Annotated in this window: 19 protein-coding genes, 1 rRNA gene and 2 pseudogenes; 11 read left to right on the top strand and 11 right to left on the bottom strand. The window is 46.9% G+C overall.

Annotated elements, in window-relative coordinates; all coding sequences use genetic code 11:
* Positions 1 to 84: 84 nt before the first annotated feature.
* The 10 genes and pseudogenes from KU855_RS12555 to KU855_RS18885 form a co-directional block, all read right to left on the bottom strand.
* Positions 85 to 2,145 (bottom strand): M13 family metallopeptidase, encoded by a 2,061-nt coding sequence (locus tag KU855_RS12555; RefSeq protein WP_218530614.1) that lies wholly within the window; start codon positions 2,143 to 2,145, stop codon positions 85 to 87.
* Between the two features lie 130 nt (positions 2,146 to 2,275).
* Positions 2,276 to 4,531, bottom strand: coding sequence for a patatin-like phospholipase family protein (locus tag KU855_RS12550; protein WP_371316358.1), 2,256 nt, complete (start codon positions 4,529 to 4,531; stop codon positions 2,276 to 2,278).
* Between the two features lie 124 nt (positions 4,532 to 4,655).
* The gene (gene lpdA / locus KU855_RS12545) at positions 4,656 to 6,083 is read right to left on the bottom strand and encodes a dihydrolipoyl dehydrogenase (RefSeq protein ID WP_218530613.1); all 1,428 of its coding nucleotides are present in this window, start codon (positions 6,081 to 6,083) and stop codon (positions 4,656 to 4,658) included.
* Between the two features lie 179 nt (positions 6,084 to 6,262).
* Positions 6,263 to 8,149 (bottom strand): pyruvate dehydrogenase complex dihydrolipoyllysine-residue acetyltransferase, encoded by a 1,887-nt coding sequence (gene aceF / locus KU855_RS12540; RefSeq protein WP_218530612.1) that lies wholly within the window; start codon positions 8,147 to 8,149, stop codon positions 6,263 to 6,265.
* 13 nt (positions 8,150 to 8,162) lie between these two features.
* Complete coding sequence (aceE, locus tag KU855_RS12535; protein ID WP_218530611.1) at positions 8,163 to 10,823, bottom strand: pyruvate dehydrogenase (acetyl-transferring), homodimeric type; 2,661 nt, start codon at positions 10,821 to 10,823, stop codon at positions 8,163 to 8,165.
* Positions 10,824 to 10,935: 112 nt separating this feature from the next.
* Positions 10,936 to 11,688, bottom strand: coding sequence for a pyruvate dehydrogenase complex transcriptional repressor PdhR (gene pdhR, locus KU855_RS12530; protein ID WP_218530626.1), 753 nt, complete (start codon positions 11,686 to 11,688; stop codon positions 10,936 to 10,938).
* 544 nt (positions 11,689 to 12,232) lie between these two features.
* Positions 12,233 to 13,150, bottom strand: a complete 918-nt coding sequence (gene ampE / locus KU855_RS12525; protein ID WP_218530610.1) for a beta-lactamase regulator AmpE — start codon at positions 13,148 to 13,150, stop codon at positions 12,233 to 12,235.
* A gap of 78 nt (positions 13,151 to 13,228) precedes the next feature.
* Positions 13,229 to 13,813: a 1,6-anhydro-N-acetylmuramyl-L-alanine amidase AmpD gene (ampD, locus tag KU855_RS12520; protein ID WP_218530609.1), complete on the bottom strand. Its 585-nt coding sequence runs from the start codon at positions 13,811 to 13,813 to the stop codon at positions 13,229 to 13,231.
* A 310-nt stretch (positions 13,814 to 14,123) separates the two neighbouring features.
* Positions 14,124 to 15,199 (bottom strand): annotated as a pseudogene (locus KU855_RS12515) (ISAs1 family transposase).
* 124 nt (positions 15,200 to 15,323) lie between these two features.
* Positions 15,324 to 16,393, bottom strand: a pseudogene (locus tag KU855_RS18885) (LTA synthase family protein).
* A gap of 652 nt (positions 16,394 to 17,045) precedes the next feature.
* On the opposite strand from KU855_RS18885, the gene KU855_RS12500 reads away from it, so the two are divergent.
* The 11 genes from KU855_RS12500 to KU855_RS12450 all read left to right on the top strand — a co-directional run bounded on the left by KU855_RS12500 (position 17,046) and on the right by KU855_RS12450 (position 26,561).
* Positions 17,046 to 17,192 (top strand): hypothetical protein, encoded by a 147-nt coding sequence (locus KU855_RS12500; RefSeq protein WP_218530607.1) that lies wholly within the window; start codon positions 17,046 to 17,048, stop codon positions 17,190 to 17,192.
* 446 nt (positions 17,193 to 17,638) lie between these two features.
* The gene (gene nadC, locus KU855_RS12495; RefSeq protein WP_218530606.1) at positions 17,639 to 18,517 is read left to right on the top strand and encodes a carboxylating nicotinate-nucleotide diphosphorylase; all 879 of its coding nucleotides are present in this window, start codon (positions 17,639 to 17,641) and stop codon (positions 18,515 to 18,517) included.
* Between the two features lie 713 nt (positions 18,518 to 19,230).
* The gene (locus KU855_RS12490) at positions 19,231 to 19,653 is read left to right on the top strand and encodes a pilin (RefSeq protein WP_305729020.1); all 423 of its coding nucleotides are present in this window, start codon (positions 19,231 to 19,233) and stop codon (positions 19,651 to 19,653) included.
* A 6-nt stretch (positions 19,654 to 19,659) separates the two neighbouring features.
* On the top strand, positions 19,660 to 21,366 hold the full coding sequence (gene pilB, locus KU855_RS12485) for a type IV-A pilus assembly ATPase PilB (RefSeq protein ID WP_218530605.1): 1,707 nt from the start codon (positions 19,660 to 19,662) through the stop codon (positions 21,364 to 21,366).
* A 95-nt stretch (positions 21,367 to 21,461) separates the two neighbouring features.
* Positions 21,462 to 22,727: a type II secretion system F family protein gene (locus tag KU855_RS12480; protein WP_218530604.1), complete on the top strand. Its 1,266-nt coding sequence runs from the start codon at positions 21,462 to 21,464 to the stop codon at positions 22,725 to 22,727.
* 164 nt (positions 22,728 to 22,891) lie between these two features.
* Complete coding sequence (locus KU855_RS12475; protein ID WP_218530603.1) at positions 22,892 to 23,818, top strand: A24 family peptidase; 927 nt, start codon at positions 22,892 to 22,894, stop codon at positions 23,816 to 23,818.
* A gap of 9 nt (positions 23,819 to 23,827) precedes the next feature.
* Positions 23,828 to 24,433 (top strand): dephospho-CoA kinase, encoded by a 606-nt coding sequence (gene coaE, locus KU855_RS12470; RefSeq protein WP_218530602.1) that lies wholly within the window; start codon positions 23,828 to 23,830, stop codon positions 24,431 to 24,433.
* A 4-nt stretch (positions 24,434 to 24,437) separates the two neighbouring features.
* The gene (gene zapD, locus KU855_RS12465; protein WP_218530623.1) at positions 24,438 to 25,172 is read left to right on the top strand and encodes a cell division protein ZapD; all 735 of its coding nucleotides are present in this window, start codon (positions 24,438 to 24,440) and stop codon (positions 25,170 to 25,172) included.
* 140 nt (positions 25,173 to 25,312) lie between these two features.
* Positions 25,313 to 25,531 carry a DNA gyrase inhibitor YacG gene (gene yacG / locus KU855_RS12460; protein WP_218530601.1) on the top strand — a complete coding sequence of 73 codons (219 nt, stop codon included), beginning with the start codon at positions 25,313 to 25,315 and terminating at the stop codon, positions 25,529 to 25,531.
* Positions 25,528 to 25,920 (top strand): 8-oxo-dGTP diphosphatase MutT, encoded by a 393-nt coding sequence (gene mutT, locus KU855_RS12455; protein ID WP_218530600.1) that lies wholly within the window; start codon positions 25,528 to 25,530, stop codon positions 25,918 to 25,920. The genes yacG and mutT overlap by 4 nt, the downstream gene beginning before the upstream one ends.
* 338 nt (positions 25,921 to 26,258) lie before the next feature.
* Complete coding sequence (locus KU855_RS12450) at positions 26,259 to 26,561, top strand: hypothetical protein (protein WP_218530599.1); 303 nt, start codon at positions 26,259 to 26,261, stop codon at positions 26,559 to 26,561.
* Positions 26,562 to 26,566: 5 nt separating this feature from the next.
* On the opposite strand, the gene rrf is transcribed toward KU855_RS12450, so the two are convergent.
* Positions 26,567 to 26,682: ribosomal RNA gene (gene rrf / locus KU855_RS12445) — 5S ribosomal RNA — on the bottom strand.
* Position 26,683: the final 1 nt, after the last annotated feature.

Here is a 26,683-nt window from a genome sequence, read left to right as displayed (position 1 = left end):
TTAACCAACAAAAAAGCCAGGCATTGCCTGGCTGTTAGCAAGTGAAGGTGTGCCCTATGACTCAGGGCAAACCTGGTACCTGGTTTACCAAATCTTGACGCGCTGCTCGGGAGATAAATACATCTTATCGCCTTCACTGACTTCAAACGCCTCATAGAATTCAGGAATATTTTTCGGGGTACCCATGGCACGATAATGGCTCGGGGAATGCACGTCGGTCAATAAACGACGTCCCAGTTCTTCATCGCGATAATTACGGCGCCACACCTGTGACCACCCCATAAATAACCGTTGCTCACCCGTTAGACCATCCATCACGGGGGATGGCTGACCATTGAGGCTCATTTGATAGGCGCGCATGGCAACCGTTAACCCACCAAGATCACCAATGTTTTCCCCTAAGGTCATTTCACCATTAACAAACTTACCTGGCAGTGCTTCATATTGACTGTATTGCTCAGCCAGTTGTTTCGCCCGCGCGGTAAACTCGGTCTTATCTTGCTCAGTCCACCAGTTACGCAAGTTACCATTGCCATCATATTTAGAGCCTTGGTCATCGAAACCGTGGCTGATCTCATGACCAATCACCGCACCAATGCCGCCATAATTGACCGCGTCATCTGCCTCCATATTAAAGAACGGAGGTTGCAAAATCGCGGCAGGGAATACAATTTCGTTCATCACGGGATTAAAGTAAGCATTGACCGTTTGGGGCGTCATATACCATTCAGCGCGATCGATAGGTTGCCCTAACTTAGCAATCATCTGCGCATATTCAAATTGGCTATAACGTTCATAGTTACCCACCAACTCATCGGCAGCGATGGTTAATTCGCTGTAGTCACGCCACTTATCGGGATAACCAATTTTATAGGTGAACTTAGACAACTTGTCTTGCGCTTCAACCTTAGTTTCGGCACTCATCCACTCCAGCTCATTAATACTGACTTCAAACGCCTTGATCAGATTTTGGATCATCTGCTCCATCCGCGCTTTAGCTTCTGGCTTAAAATTTTCTTTCACGTACTCTTCGCCAATCATCTCACCGATAACCCCATCGGCGGCATCAACGGCTTTTTTCCAGCGCGGCTTTTGCTCTTCAATTCCTTGTAAGGTTTTGCCATGGAAGCCAAAGTGCAAGTCAACAAAGTCACCGCTCAGCAACTCGGCATAGTTATCCACGAGATGGAAAGCCAAGTAGTCTTGCCACATCCGCAGCGGTAAGGTGGCGTATTTTTTGCCAATAGCTTCAAAATACGAAGGCTGCGATACAATCATGTCTTTGGTTTTACCCGTCAGACCGACCGCCTGATTAAAGGCGTTAATATCAAAGCTACCAAATAAGGTTTGCAGTTCTGCCATGGTCATCTTGTTATAACGTTTATTGGCATCGCGCGATTCAGTTCGGCTCCATTGATATTCGGCGATAAATTTCTCGATCACGGCCACACTTTGGGCGGCGCGGCTCGGCGCCGCATACCCCGCTTCGGTCATGAGCTCGGTGACATACTTAGCCAAGGCTTGACGATTGGCGACAAACTTAGGCTCATCCTTGAGATAGTAATCACGGTCAGGCAAGGTCAAGCCAGCCTGATAAAGATAGACCGCATATTCGCTGGAGTTTTTAGCGTCATTATTCACGTAAAACCCCATAGGGATCCCTGCGCCATTAATCAGCAACTTGCCCATCACACCGGCGAGCTCATCATGGCTTTTAGCATTCGCAATCTCTGCCAACAATGGAGCTATCGGAGTTGCACCGAGCTGTTCCAGCAAGTCTGTGTTCATGTAACTGTTATAGAAGTCACCGATTTTTTGCTGATTAGAACCTGATTTGGCATCATCATTGGCGGCCGCTTGCTCAATAATGGTTCGTAGGGCTTGCTGGCTTTCGTCATAAAGGGAAGAGAAGGCGCCATAATTAGACTTGTCGGCTGGGATCGGGGTATTGGCTAACCAAGTGCCATTGACTGAATAATAAAAATCATCTTGGTGCCGCACGGCAGGATCGAAGTTTTGTTTTTCAATACCAGAGACTAATGGGCTGACTGGCGCCACGCTGGCCGTCGGTGTTTGGGTTTGACTGCAACTGGCCAATCCCAAGGTTAGGGCTATTCCCAAGGCTAAGCTACTTACTCTTCTCATTATTCTTCCCAGACTTAAGTTAAATTCGACACTCGTTGAGCTTAACACGTAAGTGATGACTCGATGCGCCAAATTTGTAAACGACTATTGCACTTTTCGTCATCATTGAGATCCTAATGTAGCTAGGCGATTAGAAGTTTTTCCCAAGGAAGAGATACACCGACTGTTGGCCACTATCAGTAACACCAAATCCTAAGGCCGCAGGCCCAACGGCAGTATCGGTTCCCAGATATAAGCTACTGGCATAAATCAGCTGGTTAAGATCGATGTCTTCTTTTAGCTGCCATACATTGCCGGCCTCGGCGCTTATGCCTAAATACAAGGGAAAGGAGTCAACCCCCAACATGTCTCGGCCCAAATCATATTGATAAATCACGGCGCCAAATAACTTGTGCGGGCCCATCAAGGCGTCTTTATGAAAGCCCGAGAGATTTAAGAAGCCACCGAGCTCAGATAATTGCAGGGTATCGGCACCGTCATTATTGACCGTGGCCCCGGCTAACTTAGCAACAAAGGCATGATTACCTAGGCTTAACGCCCCTTTCCAATCGAATTCGAACTGCAATGAATGATGAAGTGACTGCTGTTCGCTAAGATTAAAATCCTCTTTGCGCCAAAACACATTAAAGTTAATTCGATTGCCCGAGGTCGGGAAACTGATGCTGTCGAGGGTGTCATAACCCAACAATAAATAACCGCCATAACTACTGAAATCAATATCCTGACTTAAAAACAATTCATGGCGTAAATGACCGACATCACCGGTTAACCCCAACTCAATTCGCCCTGGCACCGAAAAGTTATAGCCGATTCCGAGATCCGCCGAATAGGTGGTTTTTTTGAGGCCGACGATGTATTGATTTTCGCTAAATAAATCCCATGTGTTGATTTCATACTGGCCGCGGGCTCGGGTATAAAACCACCGATCTTTATCCAAGGGCTGATAAAACTCAGACGCCAGTAATGTTTCGGACCCAAATTGCAGCTCGTTGCGCCAACTGCCTCCGAGTTCATTAAGGCCGGTCATTTGGTAAGCGAAATCAAAGCTAAAAGACGATTCTAAAGTGAAATCATCTTCCCAATTAATCCCGAGTTGAAAATAATCTGGCCCCCATGATTTCGCCTTAGTGGTCACCACCAGCATCCGGCCTTGAGCAGTGTCGACAAACTCAGATTCAACCCGCTCAAATAAATCCATCGAATACACCCGATTAATCGCCGCCTCAAGCTGAGCGTCATTGACCAAATCGCCCACGCGAATATCCAGTGACTGCCGGATTAACTCATCACTCACATTGGAATTATTGTTCAGCTTGACCGCAATTAAGGGCACCTTGAGTTCATCGACCCACACCTGTCGTATCACAGCTTTGCGCGTGACATAGGCTTGCCAAGTTTTGTTATCCACACTTAAGGTTTGTAATTGCTTAATATGCTTCATGGCCGCATCAATCCCTAAGGGCAGCACTTGCGGCATAATGGCAAAGTCAGTGGTACTCATATCGCCGACGTCAGGGCGGATCAACACATCCTTATCCGTCAGTAACTTTTTTTGTTTTTCAGTACTGGCATTGGTCAAGATGGTCGATAACTGATTCAGTACCGAAATAGTGCCTGACAACTGTTCCTTGGTCATCAACGCCGAGCCTATGTCGACGGCGATGACAATATCAGCCCCCATGGCTTTAACCACATCCACCGGCATGTTATTGGCAATGCCGCCATCCACCAGCAGCATGCCATCAAGTTCTACCGGCAATAAGGCTCCAGGCACCGCCGCCGACGCTTGCATGGCCGTGACAATATTTCCCGAATCCAGCACATAAGCTTCGCTCGTAATTAAGTTGGTGGCCACCGCACGATAAGGGATCGATAACTCATCAAAACTCCCCAAGTTTTGCACCAAGCCTGTGGCGCCTTGCAACAACTGCGACATGGTTTGACCATTTAACAGCCCGCGGGGCGACTTCATCGTGCCGTTGCTATAGCCTAAGTCCAACGGAATATTATATTCATCACGCTGTTGTTTATCGCGATAGCTCAACTCTTGGCGCGGAATGGTGTCAGAATAGCCCTCGGCCCAGTTGGTATTGAGCATGATGGCTTCGATTTCCATCACGCTATAGCCGAGCGCATACATGCCGCCAACAAATGCCCCGATACTGGTACCCGCGACAAAATCCACCGGAATGTGATTAGCCTCCAGCACTTTTAGCACACCAATATGAGCCGCACCTTTGGCACCGCCACCGCTCAGCACTAAGCCAATCTTAGGTCGCTCAGCTTCCGGCACGCCTTCGCCCTCGCCCGCAAATACCAGCAGCGGCAGAGTGACACTGGCCAACAAGATTAATGCGCGTACCATACTCAAGCTCCCAAGAGACATTCGACTATCCTTGCTTATTTTTACAGCGAGTAACTATATCCAGTTTGATGCTTTAATCCTATATGACCTAATGATAAATAACAAAAAAGCGCCACAAGGGCGCTTTAGTCGTTAGCCAAATGGCTTATTTTTTCTTCTTTGCCTTAGGATTGGGCAAGTCAGTGATCGAACCTTCATACACTTCAGCACACAAGCCCACAGACTCATGAAGCGTTGGGTGCGCATGGATGGTCAAAGCAAGATCTTCGGCATCACAACCCATTTCAATCGCTAAGCCGATTTCGCCCAACAATTCACCACCATTAACACCCACGATGGCGCCACCGATCACTCGATGAGACTCTTTATCGAAGATCAGCTTAGTCATACCATCGCTGGCATCTGAAGCAATAGCTCGGCCACTGGCGGCCCAAGGGAAAGTCGAAACTTCATAAGACAGCCCCTGCTCTTTAGCTTCTTTTTCCGTCACACCAACCCATGCTACTTCAGGGTCAGTATAAGCAATCGATGGGATCACTTTAGGGTCGAAGAAATGCTTAAGCCCAGAAATAACTTCGGCAGCCACATGGCCTTCATGCACCCCTTTATGCGCCAACATAGGTTGACCCACGATATCGCCAATGGCGAAAATGTGCGGCACATTGGTACGCATTTGCTTATCGACATTGATAAAGCCACGCTCATCAACATTAACGCCAGCCTTGTCGGCCGCAATCAGCTTACCGTTAGGCGTACGGCCAATCGCCACTAACACCGCGTCATAACGTACAGGCTCCAGAGCGCCTTTTTTACCTTCCATGCTGACATAAATACCGTCTTCACGGGCGTCAACAGCGGTCACTTTGGTTTCTAACATCAGATTAAACTTCTGCTTAATCTTCTTAGTAAAGATACGAATAATATCTTTGTCAGCGGCAGGGATCACTTGGTCAAACATTTCGACCACGTCGATTTCACTGCCAAGGCTTGCGTATACTGTGCCCATTTCTAGACCAATAATACCGCCACCCATAACCAACATTTTCTTAGGCACTTCTTTAAGTTCTAAGGCGTCGGTTGAATCCCAAATGCGTGGATCTTCATGAGGAATAAAAGGTAATTCAATCGGACGAGAACCGGCAGCAATGATGGCATTGTCGAAATTAACCCGAGTCACACCGTCAGCACCCGTCACTTCAATGGTATTTGGGCCCACAAATTGACCAACACCATTGACCACTTTCACTTTACGCATCTTAGACATGCCGCCCAGACCGCCAGTTAATTGGCCAACAACGCCTGCTTTATAGGCACGCAGTTTGTCGATATCGATTTGTGGCTCACCAAAGGTCACACCATGAGCAGCCATTACTTTTGCTTCTTCAATCACTTTAGCGACGTGCAATAAGGCTTTAGAAGGGATGCAGCCGACGTTTAAGCACACACCCCCTAAGGTGTTGTAGCGCTCAACGATCACTGTCTCTAAACCAAGATCCGCTGCGCGGAACGCTGCCGAATAGCCTGCAGGGCCAGAGCCTAATACCACTACCTGAGTTTTGATTTCGTTACTCATGTCTTCCTCTATATTTCTTATCAGTGCTAGCGATAATATCGCATCCAGATTAAGAGTCGGCTTTCGAACACCGAGGTCCTTGTTGTTAGGACAATTTTAACCCGTGTTTAGCTTAGATAACAATCATTGACGTAAATGCAACATATAAAAAGGCTGCTGGGGTTCAGCAGCCTAGGCTTTTATAAAATCAGCGTACGAATATCTGACAAGCAGTTATTCAAGAAGCTGATAAAGCGTGCACCCTCGGCGCCATCGATCACGCGGTGATCGTAGGACAATGACAGTGGCAGCATTAAGCGTGGCACGAAATCTTTACCGTTCCAAACCGGCTTCATTTCAGACTTAGACACGCCCAAAATACCGACTTCAGGGGCATTCACAATCGGCGTAAATGCCGTACCGCCAATGCCACCTAAACTAGAAATGGTGAAACAGCCACCTTGCATATCGGCAGCCGTTAGCTTACCTTCACGCGCTTTCTTAGACACCAGCATCAATTCTTCAGATAACTGATGAATGCCTTTCTTATTCACATCTTTAAACACTGGCACCACTAAACCATTAGGCGTATCGACGGCGATACCAATGTTGATGTATTTCTTCAATATCAAACTCGCACCATCATCAGACAGTGAAGAGTTAAAGCTTGGATGTGCTTCTAAGGCTTTTGCCACCGCCTTCATGATAAACACCAGCGGCGTGATTTTCATGCCAGAATTTTTCTTCGCTTCGGCAGCATTTTGGGCCTTACGGAAATCTTCCAGTTCAGTGATATCGGCGTTATCCCACTGAGTCACGTGTGGGATTTTAACCCAGTTACGGTGCAGGTTAGCGCCAGAAATCTTCTGAATGCGTGATAATGGCTTAACTTCAGTGTCACCAAACTTGCTGAAATCCACTTTTGGCCAAGGCAATAGATCCAATTCGCCACCAGCGGCTTTACCACTGACCAGACCAGACTCAACTTGCTTGATCACCGCTTTAATATAAGCCTGAACGTCTTCACGGATAATGCGATTCTTGCGACCAGAACCTTTGACGTTAGCGAGGTTAACCCCTAACTCACGAGCCATGCGACGGATCACCGGTGACGCGTGAGCGTAGGCGGCATTGTTAACAAACTCACCCGTCGAGCCTGCTACAGCAGGTGTCGAAGTCGGCGCAGCCACTGGTGCAGTTGCTGTTGGTGCGGGTGCGGGGGCTGGTGCTGGTGCTGGTGCTGGAGTAGACACTGCCGCGACTGGCGCAGCGCCGGCCACACTAAAGCTCATCATCAATGAACCGGTCGACACTTTATCACCGAGCGCTATCTTAATGTCAGTCACAGTACCGGCAAAAGGCGCGGGCACTTCCATAGAAGCCTTATCGCCTTCCACGCTGATCAATGACTGATCGGCTGTCACTGTGTCGCCAACGTTAACCATGATTTCAGTCACTTCAACTTCATCACCGCCAATATCTGGCACTATCACGTCTAAAATGGTGGGCGCAGCGCTAGCAACAGGGGCTGCGGCTGGCTGGTCAACAGGAGCGGCAACACTTGAGCCAACGGCAAACACCATCACTAAGCTACCGGTTTCAACCTTGTCACCAATTGCCACTTTCAGCTCTTTCAGCACGCCGCCAAATGGCGCCGGCACTTCCATTGAGGCCTTATCACCCTCAACACTGATAATGGCCTGCTCAGCTTCAATGGTATCGCCAATGCTGACTAAAATTTCAGTCACTTCAACAGCATCACCGCCAATATCTGGTACGAATACCGATGCCAATTCGGTGGCGGCTGGAGCTGCAGTCGCGGCCGCCGGCGTTGCCGAGGCCGGGGCTGCAGCACCTTCTTCAGCAAACACCATAATGAGCGAACCCGTCGCCACTTTATCACCCACAGCGACGTTGATTTCTTTTACGATACCGCCGACAGAAGCCGGAACTTCCATGGCAGCTTTATCGCCTTCGACAGAGATAAGCGACTGCTCTGCTTCCACTTTGTCACCAACGCTGACCAACACTTCGGTCACTTCAACTTCGTCGGCGCCAATATCTGGGACATGAATTTCGATTGTCATTTTATCTTGCCTCTTACGCGTACAGCGGATTGATCTTGTCAGCGTCGATGTTGTACTTAGCAATCGCTTCAGTCACTACCGACTTATTGATATCACCACGTTTTGCCAGTTCAGACAGCGCAGCAATGACCACATAACTTGCATTCACTTCAAAGTGACGGCGTAAGTTTTCACGGCTATCTGAGCGACCAAAACCGTCGGTACCCAGTACCTTATAAGACACAGAAGGCATATAGGCGCGCACTTGCTCCGCATAGTTCTTCATGTAATCGGTCGCCGCGATGGCAGGTTCAGTGCCGATCACTTGACTGATATACGCTTGTTTCTCAGGCGCTTCAGGATGGAGCATATTGAAACGCTCAACATCTTGACCATCACGAGTCAGCTCGTTAAATGAGGTTACAGAGAACACATCAGAAGCCACATCGTACTCTTCGCTCAAGATCGCCGCCGCTTTACGCACTTCATTCATAATCGTGCCGGAGCTCAACAGCTGAACCTTATGCTTACCAGCATACGACTCTAACTTATAAATCCCCTTACGAATGCCTTCTTCTGCCCCTTCAGGCATGGCTGGCATCGCATAGTTTTCATTCATCAAGGTCAAATAGTAGAACACGTTTTCTTGATCGCCATACATGCGGCGGATACCGTCTTGCATGATCACCGCCAGCTCGTAAGCGAACGTCGGATCGTAAGAAATACAGTTAGGAATCGTGTTCGCTTGAATATGACTGTGGCCATCTTCATGCTGTAAACCTTCACCGTTTAGAGTCGTACGGCCAGCCGTTGCCCCTAATAAGAAGCCACGCGCCTGCTGATCACCGGCCATCCAGGCCATATCGCCCACACGTTGGAAACCAAACATGGAGTAATAGATATAGAAAGGGATCATCGGTAAATCGTTGGTGCTGTATGAGGTTGCCGCAGCGACCCAAGATGACATAGCACCCAGCTCGTTAATCCCTTCTTGCAGTACCTGACCTGAAGTCGCTTCTTTATAGTAAGACACTATGCTGCGATCTTCTGGGGTGTATTCCTGCCCATGTGGGTTATAAATACCGATTTGACGGAACAAGCCTTCCATGCCAAATGTACGGGCTTCATCAGCGATAATCGGCACAATATTCTTACCAATATTTTTGTTTTTCAGCAGCACATTCAATGCGCGCACAAACGCCATAGTGGTTGAAATTTCACGCTTTTGCTCTTCAAGCAGCGGTTTGAATTCTGCCACTTCTGGCACAATTAACGCTTCAGTAAATTGCGGTAAACGCTGGGGTGTATAGCCGTGCAGCGCCTGACGACGACCGTGCAAATAAGTGTGTTCAGCCGAGCCTTCTTCTAACTGCAAGTAAGGCAGTTCTGACACCTTGTCATCGCTGAGCAGATCTTGCAGACCTAAACGATCGCGCAGCTGCAACACATGCGTCATGTCCATCTTTTTGACGCCATGGGCAATGTTCTTACCTTCGGCCGCTTCACCCATGCCATAACCTTTAACGGTTTTGGCCAAAATCACGGTTGGCTTGCCTTTGGTTTCTTGGGCATTTTTAAAGGCCGCATAGACCTTAGACGATTCATGACCACCACGCTTGAGCGCAAAAATTTCTGCATCGGTCATATCTGACACTAATGCCGCCGTTTCAGGGTATTTACCAAAGAAATGCTCACGCACATAAGCACCATCTTTCGACTTAAAGGTCTGGTAATCACCATCGACGGTTTCATTCATTAATTGCAGTAACTTACCTGAGGTATCTTTGGCTAAGAGCGCATCCCAGTTGTTACCCCAAATCACCTTAACCACGTTCCAACCGGCACCGCGGAACAGCCCTTCCAATTCTTGGATGATGCTGCCGTTACCCATCACAGGACCATCAAGGCGCTGCAGGTTACAGTTGATTAAGAAACACAGGTTATCGAGTTTTTCACGAGCCGCAAATGAGATCGCACCGCGAGATTCAGGCTCATCCATCTCACCGTCACCCAAGAAGGCATAAACGCGCTGAGACGAAGTATTCTTTAAGCCACGACCATCTAAATACTTAAGGAAGCGTGCTTGATAAATAGCCGACATTGGGCCAAGACCCATAGACACTGTCGGGAACTGCCAAAACTCTGGCATCAGCTTAGGATGTGGGTAAGAAGGAATCCCCTTGCCATCCACTTCTTGACGGAAATTATCTAATTGCTCAGAGGTTAAGCGTCCTTCAAGGAAAGCGCGTGAATAGATGCCGGGCGCGATATGGCCTTGGTAATAAACCAAGTCACCACCATCAACCTCGTTAGGAGCGCGGAAGAAATGATTAAAGCACACTTCATAAAAAGCAGCAGACGATTGGAAAGACGCCATATGGCCACCGAGGTCTAAATCTTTCTTAGACGCACGCAGCACGATCATGATGGCATTCCAGCGAATGATTGAACGGATGCGACGCTCAAGCGTCGTATCGCCAGGATATGCTGGTTCCTGACTGGCAGGGATAGTATTGATATAGTTGGTAGTCACACCCGTTGCCATATCAACGCCATCTAAACGCGCCTTATCGAGCACTCGTTCCAACAAGTATTGAGCGCGTTCAATACCTTCTTCGCGCACAACTGACTCGAGAGCAGACAACCACTCGTTAGTTTCCAGTGGATCTAAGTCTTGTAGCATATGTTCAGACATTTCGCTGTCCTTCCCTATACATAATCAAATAAAAATTCGGATGTGATTGACTGGCCTTAGCTACATCAATCGCCTATATCGGCCATCGTTCAACTGCTGTATTCAGCGACGATTATTCGCCTCGCTTTAAACGGCGCAGGCTACGCTGCAACCGGCTGTCTTCTTCCCTGACCGCTAACATCACTTCTTCGATATAGCTTAAATGCTCATTCGAAGCTTCGCGCGCGGCATCGGGGTCGCGGCGAACAATCGCAGCCAACAAGGCGCGACGGTGATCGTTAGCTATAGTAGAGGCATCTTCTCGACGGCTCAGAAGCTCCAAGTTCTCTGCCACATTGTTATGCAGCACAGGGGTTAAACTTAAAACCAGATGTAACATGGCCACATTATGTGATGCCTCAGCAATGGCGCGGTAAAAGCGCACAATGGCTTGAGATTGCGCATCGATACCCTTGGCCGTTTCGACTTCAAGGATCATCTTTTTAATGTGTTGCATATCAGCATCGGTGCCGCGCAGGGCAGCAAAATAGGCCATCATGCCTTCAGTGGCGTGACGGAATTCGAGCAAGTCATACTGACTCTCTCTATCATTTTGCATCAGTTCGACGATTGGATCGGCAAGGCTTTGCCAGAGCTGTTCCTTAACATAAGTGCCGCCACCTTGACGGCGCAACAGCAGTCCTTTTGCTTCCAGCTTTTGAATCGCTTCGCGTAACGAAGGACGAGAAACTTCAAATTGAATCGCCAGTTCGCGCTCCGCCGGTAACTTCTGTCCCGGTTGCAAACTGCCTTCAAGGATCATGCGCTCCAGATGCTGCATAATCACATCAGAAATTTTTGGCTGGTTTATTTTACTATAAGCCATCATTGGCCCTCAGCTCGGTTGTCAATTGGTCTTACCAATTTAAATGAGTGAGCGCACTTTATCAAATCACACATTCCATGTCCATATAGTGATTTAGATCAATCAAAGATTATTTTTGTGAGCATACCGCAAAAAGCCACAATGCGAACCCTCGAGTTTACCCAAAATTGATTCAAATCAATGCGCGCGCAAAATCACGCTAAAAACAGCACCTTATCGAACAAAAAGTAACCGATAGCGCAAATTTACCTTAATAAACAGTCACCCTAGATAAGGTCCACAGCGATGTCAGCCAGCCAAATCTGCCACCGCACATCATCAACTCTAGCTTGTAGAGATAAATCAAGGCAACTGCACCGATCGATATTCCACCAAATTATGCGTTAAGGTGCTCATTTCGCCACCCATATTTACTGCGTCAGTAAAAATAGATTGGGCTAATCGATCCAGTGCACATTTTTACAGGGCGCGGGGCTGAAACCCAAAAAAACCGCAGCATTTACACCACGGTTTTTTAATAACAGTCAAATATGACCACATGCTGTTAGTTGACGACCCCAAAAATGGTCAATAGTGATAACAGGGTAACCAACAAAATAAAGTTACGCTTACTCAACGCCAACATCGCCAAGGTCGGTTCTAATTCTAAATTCGCCGCAGGGTTTACTGTGGGCTGCGCGTCTTCCCCGTGGGCATCACTCACTTGGAGCGACTCAGGCGCCTTAACCGCAAAAGACAATACTTGGGCCGCCATGGCGGTTTCTGCCACTAATTGGCGAGCACACACCTTGGGATTAAAAGCTAATTGCCGCCAGACACTAAAGCCGCGGTTAAACTCCCCACACAAAGCAAAGCCAAAAGAAAATAAGCGGCTTGGCAGCCAATCCAATACAAACAACAAACGTTCCACTAAGGAGATATCCAGATCACGCCGTTGGCGCTCTTCATCGTAATAACGCACAGTGCAATAAAAGACCGCACCAATAGGCCCTAACAGGATAAAAAATAGGGCAATCGCACCATAATAACGGTAATTAATCCACGCCACGCTTTGACCAACCTTTAAACCAAGATCGCGACTATCGACCGCATCTAAGCATTCGCTACAATCTAACTGGCCAGCATAATGATAACAGGCCTGTAAATCCCCCCGGCACGCCGCCTGTATATAACGTTTAAACACTTGGCGCTGCTCTAAATGGCTGAAGCATAAAATCGCCACGACCACCCATAACACCAAAGATAATGCCCCCCAAAAAAGCCCTTGTACCACATACAGAGCCACCGCCACGGTGACGCTAGGTAAAACAAGCGCCAGCAGCAACCACCCCTGTTGATTGAGCTGGTTATCGCCAAATAGGGCTTGATGGTATCGCGTTAAGAGCTGATCAAATTGCAGTGATAGCGGCAGTACCTTAAAACGTTCAACCAAGATAGCCACTAAAAATGAAAACAGAGCCATGATATATCCTTCATTATTGTGCATGACCTCAAGCACTATCCTACTCAAGGCGTTAAGCATCCTCTGCCAATATTACCACTATGTCGAACTCAGCAAGCCTTGTCGATAGGCTTGCCAATCAAAACTGGCACCGGGATCAAACTTTCGCCCCGGTGCAATATCACTATGTCCACAAATACGCTCAGGGGTGATATCGGGATAAGCGCTGATAATCGCCCGGGTTAACGTAGTTAACTCAAGGTATTGCGCTTGGGTGTAAGCCAGCTCCCCCGTGCCCTCAAGCTCAATACCTAAGGAAAAATCATTACAATTGCTGCGCCCCGCAAAACTTGATACTCCCGCATGCCAAGCCCTGTCGTCACAACTCACATATTGGATAATCTCGCCATTTCGGCGAATAAAAAAGTGTGCCGATACCTCCAGCCCATTGAGCTCCGCAAAGCTTGGATGGGCATGAATATCCAAATTGCCCATAAATAAGCCATCCACATGCTCACCACCAAATGCCCCCGCCGGCAAGCTGATATGATGGATAACCAGCAGGCTCACCTCAGCCTCAGGCCGGCCATTATAAAAAGGCGAAGGACGCGCATTAGCGCCTGACCACCAGCCACCTTGCCATGTAACACTTGATTGCCCATCGGTATCTAACACTTGTTTCATCAGGGGAGCCCCCGCGCTTAATGGTGACATTATCCCCATAGTGTGTAATGCCACGCGACAAAATGCCAGAGTAAGCGACCATCTTCACCATCATCATATGCAAGGTTTGGCTCACAGCCACAAACCCGTCCGAGCTGCGGCCACCGCCTTCAGCCTTAACCCCAGATGGACGGCCAATGAAATACGGATTTTCGTTCAGGGCCAATCTAGCTCAAACTTCAGCAACTGGGCAGTCAGGTGGCCTTACATTGCAGGGCGTCCGCATGAATGGTTAAGATTTAACCATTGACGTCAATCCGGCCACAAGGACTTACTCTAAGAAGGCCGGCTTCATCATGCAGCGCTTCTGCTGCATCGGCACGCTAATCTTGGTTGGTGCAGCGCTGAGCATGTTCACTGCCATGTGCCTTAACCTCGCCAAGTGTTCTGCGGCGTTTTCTCGGTAAATCTGGCAAGCATCCTCCCGCATGCTGACATCTAAAATCCAATGCATGGATTCAATACCCCAGTGTGCTCGGATTGCATCGCCTGCCTGCTCTGGGCTTAGTTCGGCTGAACCGATGTAGTCGCGGTACGCCAACTCTGGCGCTTTACCTTTTACTGCGTGGAAGTTCTCGACTATCACAATACGAGTCAACCCACACCAACTCGAGAAGTCACCCTCTAGCTCACTTGCCCTCAGGACGTGGCAAGTACGCGCTTCAACTCGGCCTTTTTGCTTCTCAATTTGTTATGTCCCTCTTTCTATCGGAGCGCGGCGGTGTGGAGTGAAGGCGGCCGGTACCGCTGAGGCTAACTTGCCTTGATTGCCCTTAACTGCCAGTAAGTCATCCCCCCCTTTGTTTGTGATAGCCTTGGCTATTTTGGTCTGACAGGCCATCGCATCAATCGTCACGATGGCACCTCGCCAATCGAGCCTCTGGATCGGGGCTGGTATCGCGGTGATTTCTCTCGGTTTTAAACTGACCTAATACGCGTTGATTAGCTCGCATAAGCACTCACCATGTGAATGCTGCTTTGTCTATCGGCTCGTTTATAGGAGCCCCGTAAGGTCTTGCCATCAATGGCGACGACTTCACCACAGGTTAACTTGTGTACGGTTTTCATCCAATCTAGAAAGCCATTGCGGAACTCAGCAGGATAAATATTGGCAATCAGGCGAGCAAAGGTATCATCAACAGGCACTCATTTTTCACACAAGCCCTGTTTAAAGAACCACTCATGATGACCAAGCACGTACTCACGAATGTCAGTCCAGCCTTGGCCCCCAGCGATTACAGCACCAATTGAACCAAACAAAATATCGAACAATGGGTCGTCTACTTTTGCGCTTTGTCGCTCGTCACGGATGATGTTGAAATACGCTTTAATGGTATCTAAATTCATGGGAACGCCTCAAAAGAGGAGCATAAGATCACAATTGGTGTATGAGGTCAATTTCAACCAGATGTTGGGCAAGAAATGTTCATGATCTTGCCCTGCCTTACATTGGCATGTGGACGGTGGTGATTTAATTGTCACCAACCATATGTTTATATCCAAATATTTTTATAAAATTTAAATATTTAACTAGGCTTTTGCTATCTTCAATGACATCTAACATATTATCATCTTCGATCTCACAAATATTATTTACAAAGTTTCTACTCATGATAGAAAAACCATGGCATCTTGAATTTTTATAAACGACTCCGAAGTCGTTCATCCCCATTAAAATTACTGGCTTATCTAAATAGATGTCATTTACACTTCTACCTAGAAAGCTATTCTCTGACGCTATATTTAAGAACTTCATCACAGTAGGGGCGAAGTCTAAATGACTAAATAAATTTTCATTAACTCCGATATTTTTTCCATCATGAATAATCAATGGCACTTTATATAACACATCAACCTTAAATCCCTCAGACTCTTGGTCAACAAGGCCGCTATAAAATGGCACACCATGATCACCGGTAACAATCAATAAAGTTGAATCATACAAATCGCTACTTTTAAAGTCCCTTAGGAATTGACCAAACGCTAAATCAGTATAATTTATACCAGCAAGGTAATTGTTATACACACGACTATTTTTTTCACTTTGAAAAAACGAGACGTCAACATTAAAATCCCAATCAAATGGCTGATGATTTGATAAAGTAAGTATCTGGGAAAAAAAGGTTTCTGAGAGGAATTCAAAACATTAAGTGCATACTTGAATAAATCTTTATCTGGGACACCCCACCCCAAATCATTGTCTTCATCATAACCATTTTCAACAAATGACTCTTTACTAAAGATAGTATTAAAACCTAATGATTTATGATATTGATTTCTATTGAAGAATTTTGATGTGTTACCATGAAACCACAAGGTATCAAAGCCATGAGCCCGTAAAATCCTAGGCAAACAATTAGCCTGCATTTCACCAAATTCAACAGAAAATGGCGTCATCGGATTGGTATCAACAATACTGCACAATATTGATTGTTCCGATCTTACAGTGGTTCGACTCGTAGAATAATGATTATTAAAATACATAGACTCTTTTATAAAATCGTCAATATTCGGAGTCAAACTATATCCATTACTACTCATTCCGATTTCATTAGCCCTGATACTTTCCAAAACAACCAAAATTACATTTTTAAATGTTTCGCCCTCTTCGATTTCAACAATTTCAACAGGAACATTCCAAATTTTATTAATTGAATTAACTTCTAACTCATAGCCTTCATAGTCAACAATAAAACTAGGGAATTGCAAACTTACGATTTCTTTAGGAATTTCAGTTGTAACCCCATCCCTTAAGAAGCCTGCATGAATAAGTAATTTATGTTCAATATCATCATGCATTGCAGAACGGAAGAAATATAGTATCGGGTTATACGCCAAATACCTCCTTGAGTCATTAACATCAAAATCGTGTGAATCTGCGTAATTACGACTGACTATAAGATTCACAAAAATTGACAAAATCATGACTAAGATTGAAATAATTACTGACTGCATCGAGCCTGCTCTAACCATTTTCAATTTAATAATTAAAAGTGAAAATGCCAAAGCAAATGTTGAAAAAATAATTATCTGAGCTGGATGAATGAAATTACCTACAACTGAAATAGCTTCCGCAGCTAGCCTTAACGCTGAAAATGAAGGAAAAACTTCATAAAAAATATAAAATTCACTAACCACAAAATAGGCGCCGACAACAAAAATAGCCAAGAATAAAATATTAACTGACAAAAGGATGTTGGATATTAAAGATGATACAACAAGATATAAAGTTAAAATAGATACAAAAACAAGCGTGTCTGTAGCATTTAAATATGAAAAAGGTAAATTAAATAAAGGGAAAGAAAATGACAAAACTAGAGAGTACAAAAAACAAAAATAAAAAATATATCTACCTGATATGCGCATCCCTTCCCACCCCAAAAAAACAGAATAATAACACCGCAGCATCAAGGCGACAACAACCTCAGTGATTTTACTTCCTCACTCGAGCAATAAGAGCCAACCAAAGGCTAGAAAAGTAACATTGCGCTTCTCTGTGCAGTGTATTCCCCATAATCAATCACATGCTACACCTTACATCTTCATGCAACTCCCATCCGATTAAAATCTACGCCTCATTCAACTTCGATCAAGACTGCATTCAGCAAAGCCATACCATAATTGATGTTATAAGCTAAATTGATAAGAAATATGAAAACAGAAAGATTATTACGCATCCACCTCCCTCTAGATTGCCTAAGTTATGTCAGCACACCAATCTAGCTCAATCTCAAGCAACTGTGCTACTCTTGAGCCAATTTCCGAGCCGTCAATAGGATACTGAACATGTTGGAAAATGATATTCGCCTGAGCGTTAAACACGCACTCGATGAAGACTTAGGCTTAGCCGCCAATCAAGGCAGTGATAATCCGCTCGATCACGATATCACCGCCCAGCTGATCCCCGCCGACAAATACGCCGAGGCCAGTCTTATTACACGTGAAGATGGGGTGTTTTGTGGCAAAGCTTGGGCAGAACAAGTCTTTAATCAACTGGGCAGTCAGGTGGCCTTACATTGGCATGTAGACGATGGTGATTTAATCGTCGCCAACCAAGTATTATGCGAATTCAGCGGGCCGGCGCGCGCCATCTTAACCGGCGAGCGCACCGCCATGAACTTTATCCAAACCTTAAGCGGCGTCGCCAGTTTAACGAAACGTTATGTAGATAAGCTCAGCGGAACCCACACCCGCCTGCTTGATACCCGCAAAACCATTCCCGGGCTGCGCACCGCCCAAAAATATGCGGTCACCTGTGGCGGCGGTAAAAACCATCGCATCGGTTTGTTTGACGCCTTTTTAATTAAAGAAAACCACATAATGGCCAGTGGCGGTATTGCCGCGGCGATTCATGCTGCCCGCCAATTAGACCCCACTAAGCCAGTTGAAGTGGAAGTTGAAAGTCTCGTTGAATTACAACAGGCCCTAACCGGCGGCGCCGATATTATTATGCTCGATAATTTTGATATCAGCCGCATGCTCGATGCCGTGCACATTAACCAAGGCTTCCGCGCCAAAGGCCAAGGCGCAAAATTGGAAGTTTCGGGTAATGTTACCTTAGATACCATCGCCGACTACGCCAATACCGGGGTAGATTTTATTTCAGTTGGCGCTCTCACTAAACATGTGCGCGCCCTCGACTTGTCGTTACGCTTAAAAAGCTAACCGCAACACCCCGCATTAATAGCGAGAGTCACAGCTCTCGCTATCGCGAGGCGCACAGCTGCCCTGAGTCAAATTCCATATAATGCCCCGCCAAATTCACCCATGAGCGCGCCCCTAAATGGCCACATTCTAGCCCGCCAGTATATTGACAACGTCAAAAAATTCGCGAACCAAGCGGCAATGCACAACATTTAACCAAGCATTTTCATCTAAAATGTAAATTTTTAAGAATATACATTAATTTAACTGAGTTTCGAGCAAGCAGACCATTCCATTTCGCGCAACTTTATACTAACGTAGTAGACAGGTAGGCCAATGCGTTATCAACAATAACAATAGTTGATAACATTTGCCGGAACGATGACGCTATTGCGACAGAGTCCCATATTGAGTCACTCAAAATTGCGGATGGAACTGCCCCATAAACAACAAGGCCGCCACCACTGTCGACACGCTAGATCACGAGTGCGTTTGGGCCCGTGATTGATGCCAAGCGCAGTGGATGACAAGCTGATGTTGCTAGCGGGCTCCCGCCTCATTTTTGCAGGCCATCGGTGGCCAACTCAATCAGCATTAGTCCCTATAATTAAGTAAACCTAACAAGAAATGATACGCAGCGTGGTCTTGATGACCATTTTCAGGGATTGAGCTTGCAGCTCAGATGACATGGACATCAGGGCAACACCCTGCACTTTTATTGACGGAGAGACACCATGAAAGCATTGAAAAAAACCCAGGGCTTTACCCTGATCGAACTGATGATCGTTGTGGCCATTATCGGTATTTTGGCCGCCATCGCCCTGCCGGCATATCAAGACTATACAGTTAAGTCACAAGCCGCTTCAGCGTTAGCTGAAATATCAGGTGGAAAAATAGGATTTGAACAAGCAATTAACCAAGGTGATACACCGTCAACCGGTACTGCAGATGAAGGCTATATAGGAATCGTAGCAGCAACAAATTATTGCGCTGTTGTATTAGCAACCACCGCTCCATACAAAATTACATGTACCGCAAAAGGTGGTAATGCCGATAAATTTAACGGTAAAAAAATTGAATTAACCCGAACATCTGATGGGGTATGGGCTTGTACATCTGATTTAGATGCGAAATTCAAGCCAGGCAAGTGCAGTTAATAATTAATGCCGACCACTAGCCTACATTTAGGGTTATCGACCCTCTTTCTAAAAAAAGGGCTGCTTAACGAAGAGCAGCTAAATACGGCGATTGGTCAGTCGAAAAGCCGCCACCAGAGTCTTGTTGCGACCCTGGTGGCGGAAAATGTCCTCTCCGCCAAGGCCATTTCTGAGCTGTGTTATCAAGAATATGGCACCCCGCTGTTAGATTTAGCGGAGTTCGATTTAAGCTTAATCCCCGAAGAATTTCTCAATAAAAAACTGATTGAAAAGCACCGCTGCCTACCGCTATTTAAACGCGGTAAACGCCTGTATATCGCCACCTCCGACCCCACCAATATTAGCGCTTTAGAAGACTTCCAGTTCAGTGCCGGCCTCCATGCCGAAGCGATTTTGGTCGAAGAGGATAAACTGGCCAAGGCGTTAGAAAAGGTGCTTGAAGATGATTTATCCAGCCTCGATTTAAGCGGCATGGATGAATCGGCCTTGGCCGATATGGAAGTGCAAGATCCCAATGCTCGCCAAGACAAAGATGACAGTGACGCCGATGAAGCGCCGATTGTCATGTACATCAATAAAATATTAACCGATGCCATTCGCAAGGGTGCCTCAGATTTACATTTTGAACCCTATGAAAAACGCTATCGGGTACGGTTTCGTATCGATGGTATCTTGCATCAAGTATCCGAGCCGCCCATTAGCCTCAGTAATCGCCTCTCAGCACGCTTAAAGGTCATGGCTAAACTGGATATCGCCGAGCGCCGCGTGCCCCAAGATGGCCGCATTAAGATGAAGCTCTCACGCAATAAGAGTATCGATTTTCGGGTTTCGACCCTGCCAACCCTGTGGGGCGAGAAAATCGTCATGCGTATCTTGGATTCCTCCTCGGCGCAATTAGGCATTGATAAACTCGGTTATGAACCCGAGCAGCAAGCCTTATACATGGAAATGCTCGCCAAGCCCCAAGGCATGATCTTGGTCACCGGCCCTACAGGCTCGGGTAAAACCGTGTCCTTGTACACTGGGCTTAATATTCTTAACACCGCCGAGCGCAATATCTCCACCGCCGAAGATCCGGTCGAAATTAACCTCGAAGGCATCAATCAAGTCCATATTAATTTAAAAGCCGGCCTAACTTTTGCCTCGGCGCTACGCTCCTTTTTGCGCCAAGATCCCGATGTGGTCATGGTCGGTGAAATCCGCGACCTTGAAACCGCCGAAATCGCCATTAAAGCAGCGCAAACCGGTCACTTGGTGCTTAGCACCTTACACACTAACTCGGCCGCCGAAACCTTAACCCGCTTGCTCAATATGGGCGTGCCCGGCTACAACATCGCCGGTTCGGTCAATCTCATCATCGCCCAGCGTCTCGCTCGCCGCCTGTGTCAGCACTGCCGCGAACCGGAAGATGTGCCTCATCATGAGTTAATGCGCTTAGGTTTTAGTGAAGAGCAAATTAGCCAAGGCTTTACCGTCTACAAACCTGTGGGGTGTGAGCACTGCGCCGGCGGTTATAAGGGCCGGGTCGGGATTTACGAAACCCTAAGAATGACAGATGAGATCTCGCGCATCATTATGGAAGGCGGCAACTCGCTCCAAATTAACGATGAAGCCAAACGCCAAGGCATGAACGACCTGCGCCAATCAGGCTTATTAAAAGTCATCCAAGGCATGACCAGTTTGGCCGAGATTAATCGAGTCACCAGTTTTTAACCGCTAACCTGTGATAACGCAGTTGTTGAGTGTGATCAAGCTTTGCAATATTGGCGTCGCGGCGACGTCTGAGCATTAACACGTTAAGGAATACCATGGCTAGCGCTCTTGCCAAAAGCAAAAAGTCTCGCAAGTCTGAGCAAACAAAACCCCAACCCAAGGTGTTTACCTTTGTGTGGAAAGGGGTTAATCGCCAAGGCAAACGCAGCGGTGGCGAACTCAAAGGCACCAGTGTTACCGAAGTGCGCAGCATGTTAAAACTGCAAGGGATTAACCCCAAGTCGGTTCGCAAGCAGTCGCCGTCATTATTTAAAAGCGAAAAGAAAATTAATGCCATGGATATCGCCATGGTGACACGCCAAATTGCTACCATGCTCGCCGCCGGTGTGCCGATTGTCACCACCCTTGAACTCTTAGGCCGCGGCCATGAAAAAGCCAAAATGCGGGAGCTGCTGGCGAATATTGTCAACGATGTCCAATCCGGTATTCCCTTGTCCGAATCGCTAAAGCCTTATCGCCAGTATTTTGATGAACTCTATGTCGATTTAGTCGCTGCCGGTGAGCACTCAGGGGCGCTCGAGCAAGTGTTTGATCGTATAGCCCTTTATAAAGAAAAAGCCGAAGCATTAAAGTCAAAAATTAAAAAGGCCATGTTTTACCCCGCCGCCGTCGTGGTGGTCGCCATCGGTGTTACCGCATTATTACTGTTAATGGTCGTACCGCAATTTGAAGAAATATTTAATGGCTTTGGCGCCGAATTACCGGCCTTTACCCAATTAATTATTGCCATATCTAAAGCCTTGCAATCCACTTGGTATTTCTTTGCCGCCGGCATCATTATCGGCGGTTGGCTATTTAAACGCGCCCACCATAATTCGCAAATATTTCGCGATAGGGTCGATGAAGCCTTGCTAAAAATCCCTGCCATCGGTGACATCCTCCATAAGGCGGCCATGGCTCGCTTTGCCCGCACCTTAGCGACCACCTTTGCTGCTGGGGTACCACTGATCGATGGCCTCGAAAGTGCTGCTGGCGCTTCAGGCAATGCCGTCTATCGCAAAGCCTTATTAAAAATTCGTCAAGAAGTAATGGCTGGGATGCAAATGAACGTTGCCATGCGCACCGTCAACGTGTTTCCCGACATGTTGATCCAAATGGTGATGATTGGTGAAGAGTCGGGCTCCCTCGATAACATGCTCAATAAAGTTGCCAATATTTATGAAATGCAGGTCGATGATGCGGTCGATGGCTTATCGAGCTTAATCGAACCGATTATGATGGTGGTAATTGGCACCTTGGTCGGCGGCCTAATTGTCGGCATGTATTTACCGATTTTCGAAATGGGCAACGTTGTAGGTTAACCTTTGAATTTTATGGATTTTATCTATACACCCATCAGCAAATACTGACGTTTTTATCCAAACAAGGTACAATGGCGTTATCCCCAAGCCCTTAATCCAATTAGGGGCTTGAAACTTATTAATCCCTGCCACCTCAGTGGCGCTTGCAGCATAAGACGAATGTTATGACCGAATTTATTGCGCTAATGCAACAACTGCCGTGGTTGTTTTACACCCTCAGTTTTATTTTTGCCGCGACCATTGGCAGTTTCCTTAATGTGATCATTCATCGCTTACCGGTAATGATGAAACGCGAATGGCAACAAGAATGTCATGACTACCTCGAGAGCCACTACCAACAACAAATCGATGCCAAGCATTTAACCCCAGTTCTTAAACATTTAGCGAAATCCCACGATGACTACCCCGATAACTACAATGTGGTGGTGCCCGCATCCGCATGCCCTCAGTGTCATAGCGCTATTAAACCGTGGCAAAATCTCCCTGTAATTAGCTGGTTATTGCTTAAGGGCAAATGCCACCACTGCCAACACCCTATCTCGGCGCGCTACCCAATTGTTGAAGCCATCACGGGTCTGTTAGTGACGAGTTTAGCGTGGCATTTTGGCCCCACCATGGCCTTTATCTGGGCAAGCATACTGACCTTTGGCCTGATCGCCATGACCTGGATTGATTTCGATGAAATGTTACTGCCCGATCAATTGACCTTACCCTTATTGTGGTTGGGCTTACTGTTAAATATCAATGGTACCTTTACCGATATTGTGTCTGCTGTGATTGGCGCAGTCGCCGGATATTTAAGCCTCTGGACAGTGTTCTGGGGCTTTAAGTTAATCACAGGCAAAGAAGGCATGGGCTACGGTGACTTTAAGCTAATGGCTGTGTTTGGCGCTTGGCTTGGTTGGCAAATGCTGCCTTTGATCATTTTATTATCGTCACTAGTTGGTGCCGTTGTCGGTATTACATTAATGGCCACCAAACGTATGCAACAAGGCAACCCCATGCCATTTGGTCCCTATATTGCGCTTGCCGGCTGGATAGCACTACTCTTTGGTCATCAAATCACCCAATGGTACTTAGCTAGCCTTTAGGAGTCATGCATGAGCCGATTTATTGTGGGCCTCACCGGAGGCATAGGCAGCGGCAAAACCACAGTGGCCAACATGTTTGCTAAACGGGGCATCTGTTTAGTGGATGCTGATATCATAGCCCGCGAGGTCGTGGCTCCCAACAGCCCAGGTCTTGCAGCTATCAGCCAACATTTTGGCCAAGAGGTTATACATACCGACGGCGAACTCGACCGAGCCACACTCAGGCAGATTATTTTTGACCAACCTCAGCAGCGACAGTGGTTAAATAATCTACTTCATCCCATGATCCGCGCACAAATGCTCAGTCAAAGTGATAATTCCAGTTCAGCCTACGTTATTTGGGTGGTGCCCTTGCTATTTGAGAACGGGTTGGATAGCTTAGTTAATCGAACATTAATGATTGATATTTCGCCAGAGCAGCAGATTGCTCGTACCGTAGCCCGCGATAACGTTGATGCGCAGCAGGTACAAAATATCATTAATAGTCAGATGCCACGGCAAGATAAGCTCGCTAAAGCCGATGATGTCATCAATAATCAACAGGATCTGCAAGGGTTAGCAGCCAGTGTTGAAGCGCTTCACCAACAATACTTACAATTATCTGGTAACGCTTGAGAACATTATGACCATTATCTTTGAACAACCCCTCAATGAGAAGATCCGTAGTTACTTGCGCCTCGAATATTTGGCAGAGCAGCTGCAATTGCACCAAGATAATGATCACCTTCATCAAGGTTTTTTTCCGCTATTTTCTTTATGCGAGCTTACTGAACGCTGCGACTATCGCAGCGATGTCATTAAAGATATCGACAAGCACTTAATCACCATGAACCAGTGGCGCCAGCTCTCTCATGTCGATCACGACTTAGTTGATTCCTATGTTATCGACTTAACCCATGCCCGCGAAGGCTTACAAGCGACAGAGCGCTTAGGCACCCAACTAAAACAAGATCGCTTTCTTGCCGCATTGCGTCAGCGCTTTAGCATGCCCGGAGCCTGCTGTAATTTTGATTTACCCCAGCTGCATTTTTGGCTGGCAAAACCTTGGGCTGAAAGACAAGAACAATACCGCGCTTGGTGTCAGCACTTCATGCCCTTGCTAAAACCAATCAGCATTATGCTGGCATTAAGCCGTGCGACCTCAGAATTCACGCCGCAAATAGCCAAGCAAGGTTTCTATCAGGAGCAAAGCCAGCTACAACTGAATTTAGTGCGGGTTAGACTTTCCACCGAATTGGCTTGCTACCCAACGATTAGCGGTTACCGCAATCGATTTGCCATCCACTTTGTCGACTTTGATAGCCAAAAGCATACCGAGAGCGATATCCCATTTGAGATTGCCTATTGCCGCTGATAGCCCCGTCATGCTTTCTATGAACTGAGATCCTTGAAAGTATCAGCGTTGACTGCTGCGCATTAACGTAGCCATCAATGCGGTTACAGTTCGCTGGCAAACTGATAAACTAACCACATAGTAAACTTGCTGGGTTCACCATGACACTCACTGTAAAATGTCCAACTTGCCAAACCGAAGTGCAGTGGACCACGGATAATAAATTTCGCCCATTTTGCTCAGAAAGATGCAAGCTAATCGACTTAGGCGAGTGGGCGAGCGAAAGCTATGCCATTCCGGTAAAACAAGAATTCGATGTCGATAGCTTAGATGAAATGGGTTACGAGCAGGTCGATTTTTTTAAGCAGGATGACAAATGAGTCGGCGGGTTCATGTTGCAGTTGGTGTCATCATAAATGCGGATGGTCAACTCTTATTAGCCAAGCGCCCTGCCCATTTACATCAAGGCGGCAAATGGGAGTTTCCTGGTGGCAAAGTCGAAGCCGGTGAACACGTTAACGATGCTTTAATCCGTGAACTCGCCGAAGAAGTGAATTTACAAGTCCATGCTAGCAGCCCGTTTATGTTGCAACGCTTTGATTACCCCGATAAGCAAGTGTTACTGGACATTCATCTCATCACCGAGTTTAGCGGTCAAGCCACAGGCCTTGAAGGCCAACAAGTCTGTTGGGTGAGCCTAGAAGAATTACGCCACTATGACTTCCCTGCAGCTAACACAGCGATTGTGGACAAACTCTTAAGTCGCTAACAATTAACGTAAGCCTCGCAAGCATTGAGTAACTAACAGTCTGCTCAATGCTAATCTTAAGCACAATCATCGCCATCCTATGGTCAATCACTGTCGGCCAATGCCTCGCGCCTAAAGATCTACACTACCTAAAGATCTACACCAATAGCTGCGCTCACTGATCCCCAACATCACTTATTAGCTAACGCAGTGTAATTGCGATCACCGCAACTACGGCATAATGACTTAAACCATAAGTTCACCACCAACGCCGGTTGCATCAATAACAGGGTTGACCCTTTAAATGACAAACAATCGCGGCTTCGATAGCGCTACGCATATATCATTAGCCTCAAACTGTGTTTGATAGAGTAATCACCTCAGCCAATTCCCCTATCGACTGGCCTATTACGATCATCAATTTCATTGCGGTGCTCAACACCCGTTCAGCTAAGGCCCTGCGCTATCGTCACCAGAACAATGCAAACTCACTGATGATTGTTCGCGCACTCGGCAATCTACTATTGCAATCACCTACTGCATTGCTCTTTCGCTCATCGGCTCATGTGGCCTTGTTCCGCTACGGTCAGTTAAAGCGCGTTGGCTTGGCAGTGATGCAAACGAAAAAAGCCCGTTACATCAGTAACGGGCTTATCTCTTAATAGGCGCCTGGAAATGACCTACTCTCGCATGGGGAAGCCCCACACTACCATCGGCGCGACTGCGTTTCACTTCTGAGTTCGGAATGGGATCAGGTGGGGCCACAGTGCTATGGTCTCCAGAC

This window comes from Shewanella sp. NIFS-20-20 (assembly GCF_019209865.1).
GTDB lineage: Bacteria > Pseudomonadota > Gammaproteobacteria > Enterobacterales > Shewanellaceae > Shewanella.
This window is presented reverse-complemented; position numbering and strand designations above follow the sequence as displayed.

What these genes read in the sequence shown, in the direction of transcription:
- pdhR (WP_218530626.1), bottom strand. Translation starts at nt 11,688, where the DNA reads ATGGCTTATAGTAAAATAAACCAGCCAAAAATTTCTGATGTGATTATG.
- nadC (WP_218530606.1), top strand. Translation starts at nt 17,639, where the DNA reads ATGTTGGAAAATGATATTCGCCTGAGCGTTAAACACGCACTCGATGAA.
- aceF (WP_218530612.1), bottom strand. Translation starts at nt 8,149, where the DNA reads ATGACAATCGAAATTCATGTCCCAGATATTGGCGCCGACGAAGTTGAA.
- aceE (WP_218530611.1), bottom strand. Translation starts at nt 10,823, where the DNA reads ATGTCTGAACATATGCTACAAGACTTAGATCCACTGGAAACTAACGAG.
- ampD (WP_218530609.1), bottom strand. Translation starts at nt 13,813, where the DNA reads ATGAAACAAGTGTTAGATACCGATGGGCAATCAAGTGTTACATGGCAA.
- KU855_RS12555 (WP_218530614.1), bottom strand. Translation starts at nt 2,145, where the DNA reads ATGAGAAGAGTAAGTAGCTTAGCCTTGGGAATAGCCCTAACCTTGGGA.
- KU855_RS12550 (WP_371316358.1), bottom strand. Translation starts at nt 4,531, where the DNA reads ATGTCTCTTGGGAGCTTGAGTATGGTACGCGCATTAATCTTGTTGGCC.
- yacG (WP_218530601.1), top strand. Translation starts at nt 25,313, where the DNA reads ATGACACTCACTGTAAAATGTCCAACTTGCCAAACCGAAGTGCAGTGG.
- mutT (WP_218530600.1), top strand. Translation starts at nt 25,528, where the DNA reads ATGAGTCGGCGGGTTCATGTTGCAGTTGGTGTCATCATAAATGCGGAT.
- coaE (WP_218530602.1), top strand. Translation starts at nt 23,828, where the DNA reads ATGAGCCGATTTATTGTGGGCCTCACCGGAGGCATAGGCAGCGGCAAA.
- KU855_RS12490 (WP_305729020.1), top strand. Translation starts at nt 19,231, where the DNA reads ATGAAAGCATTGAAAAAAACCCAGGGCTTTACCCTGATCGAACTGATG.
- KU855_RS12500 (WP_218530607.1), top strand. Translation starts at nt 17,046, where the DNA reads ATGTTGGATATTAAAGATGATACAACAAGATATAAAGTTAAAATAGAT.
- ampE (WP_218530610.1), bottom strand. Translation starts at nt 13,150, where the DNA reads ATGGCTCTGTTTTCATTTTTAGTGGCTATCTTGGTTGAACGTTTTAAG.
- lpdA (WP_218530613.1), bottom strand. Translation starts at nt 6,083, where the DNA reads ATGAGTAACGAAATCAAAACTCAGGTAGTGGTATTAGGCTCTGGCCCT.
- pilB (WP_218530605.1), top strand. Translation starts at nt 19,660, where the DNA reads ATGCCGACCACTAGCCTACATTTAGGGTTATCGACCCTCTTTCTAAAA.
- KU855_RS12480 (WP_218530604.1), top strand. Translation starts at nt 21,462, where the DNA reads ATGGCTAGCGCTCTTGCCAAAAGCAAAAAGTCTCGCAAGTCTGAGCAA.
- KU855_RS12475 (WP_218530603.1), top strand. Translation starts at nt 22,892, where the DNA reads ATGACCGAATTTATTGCGCTAATGCAACAACTGCCGTGGTTGTTTTAC.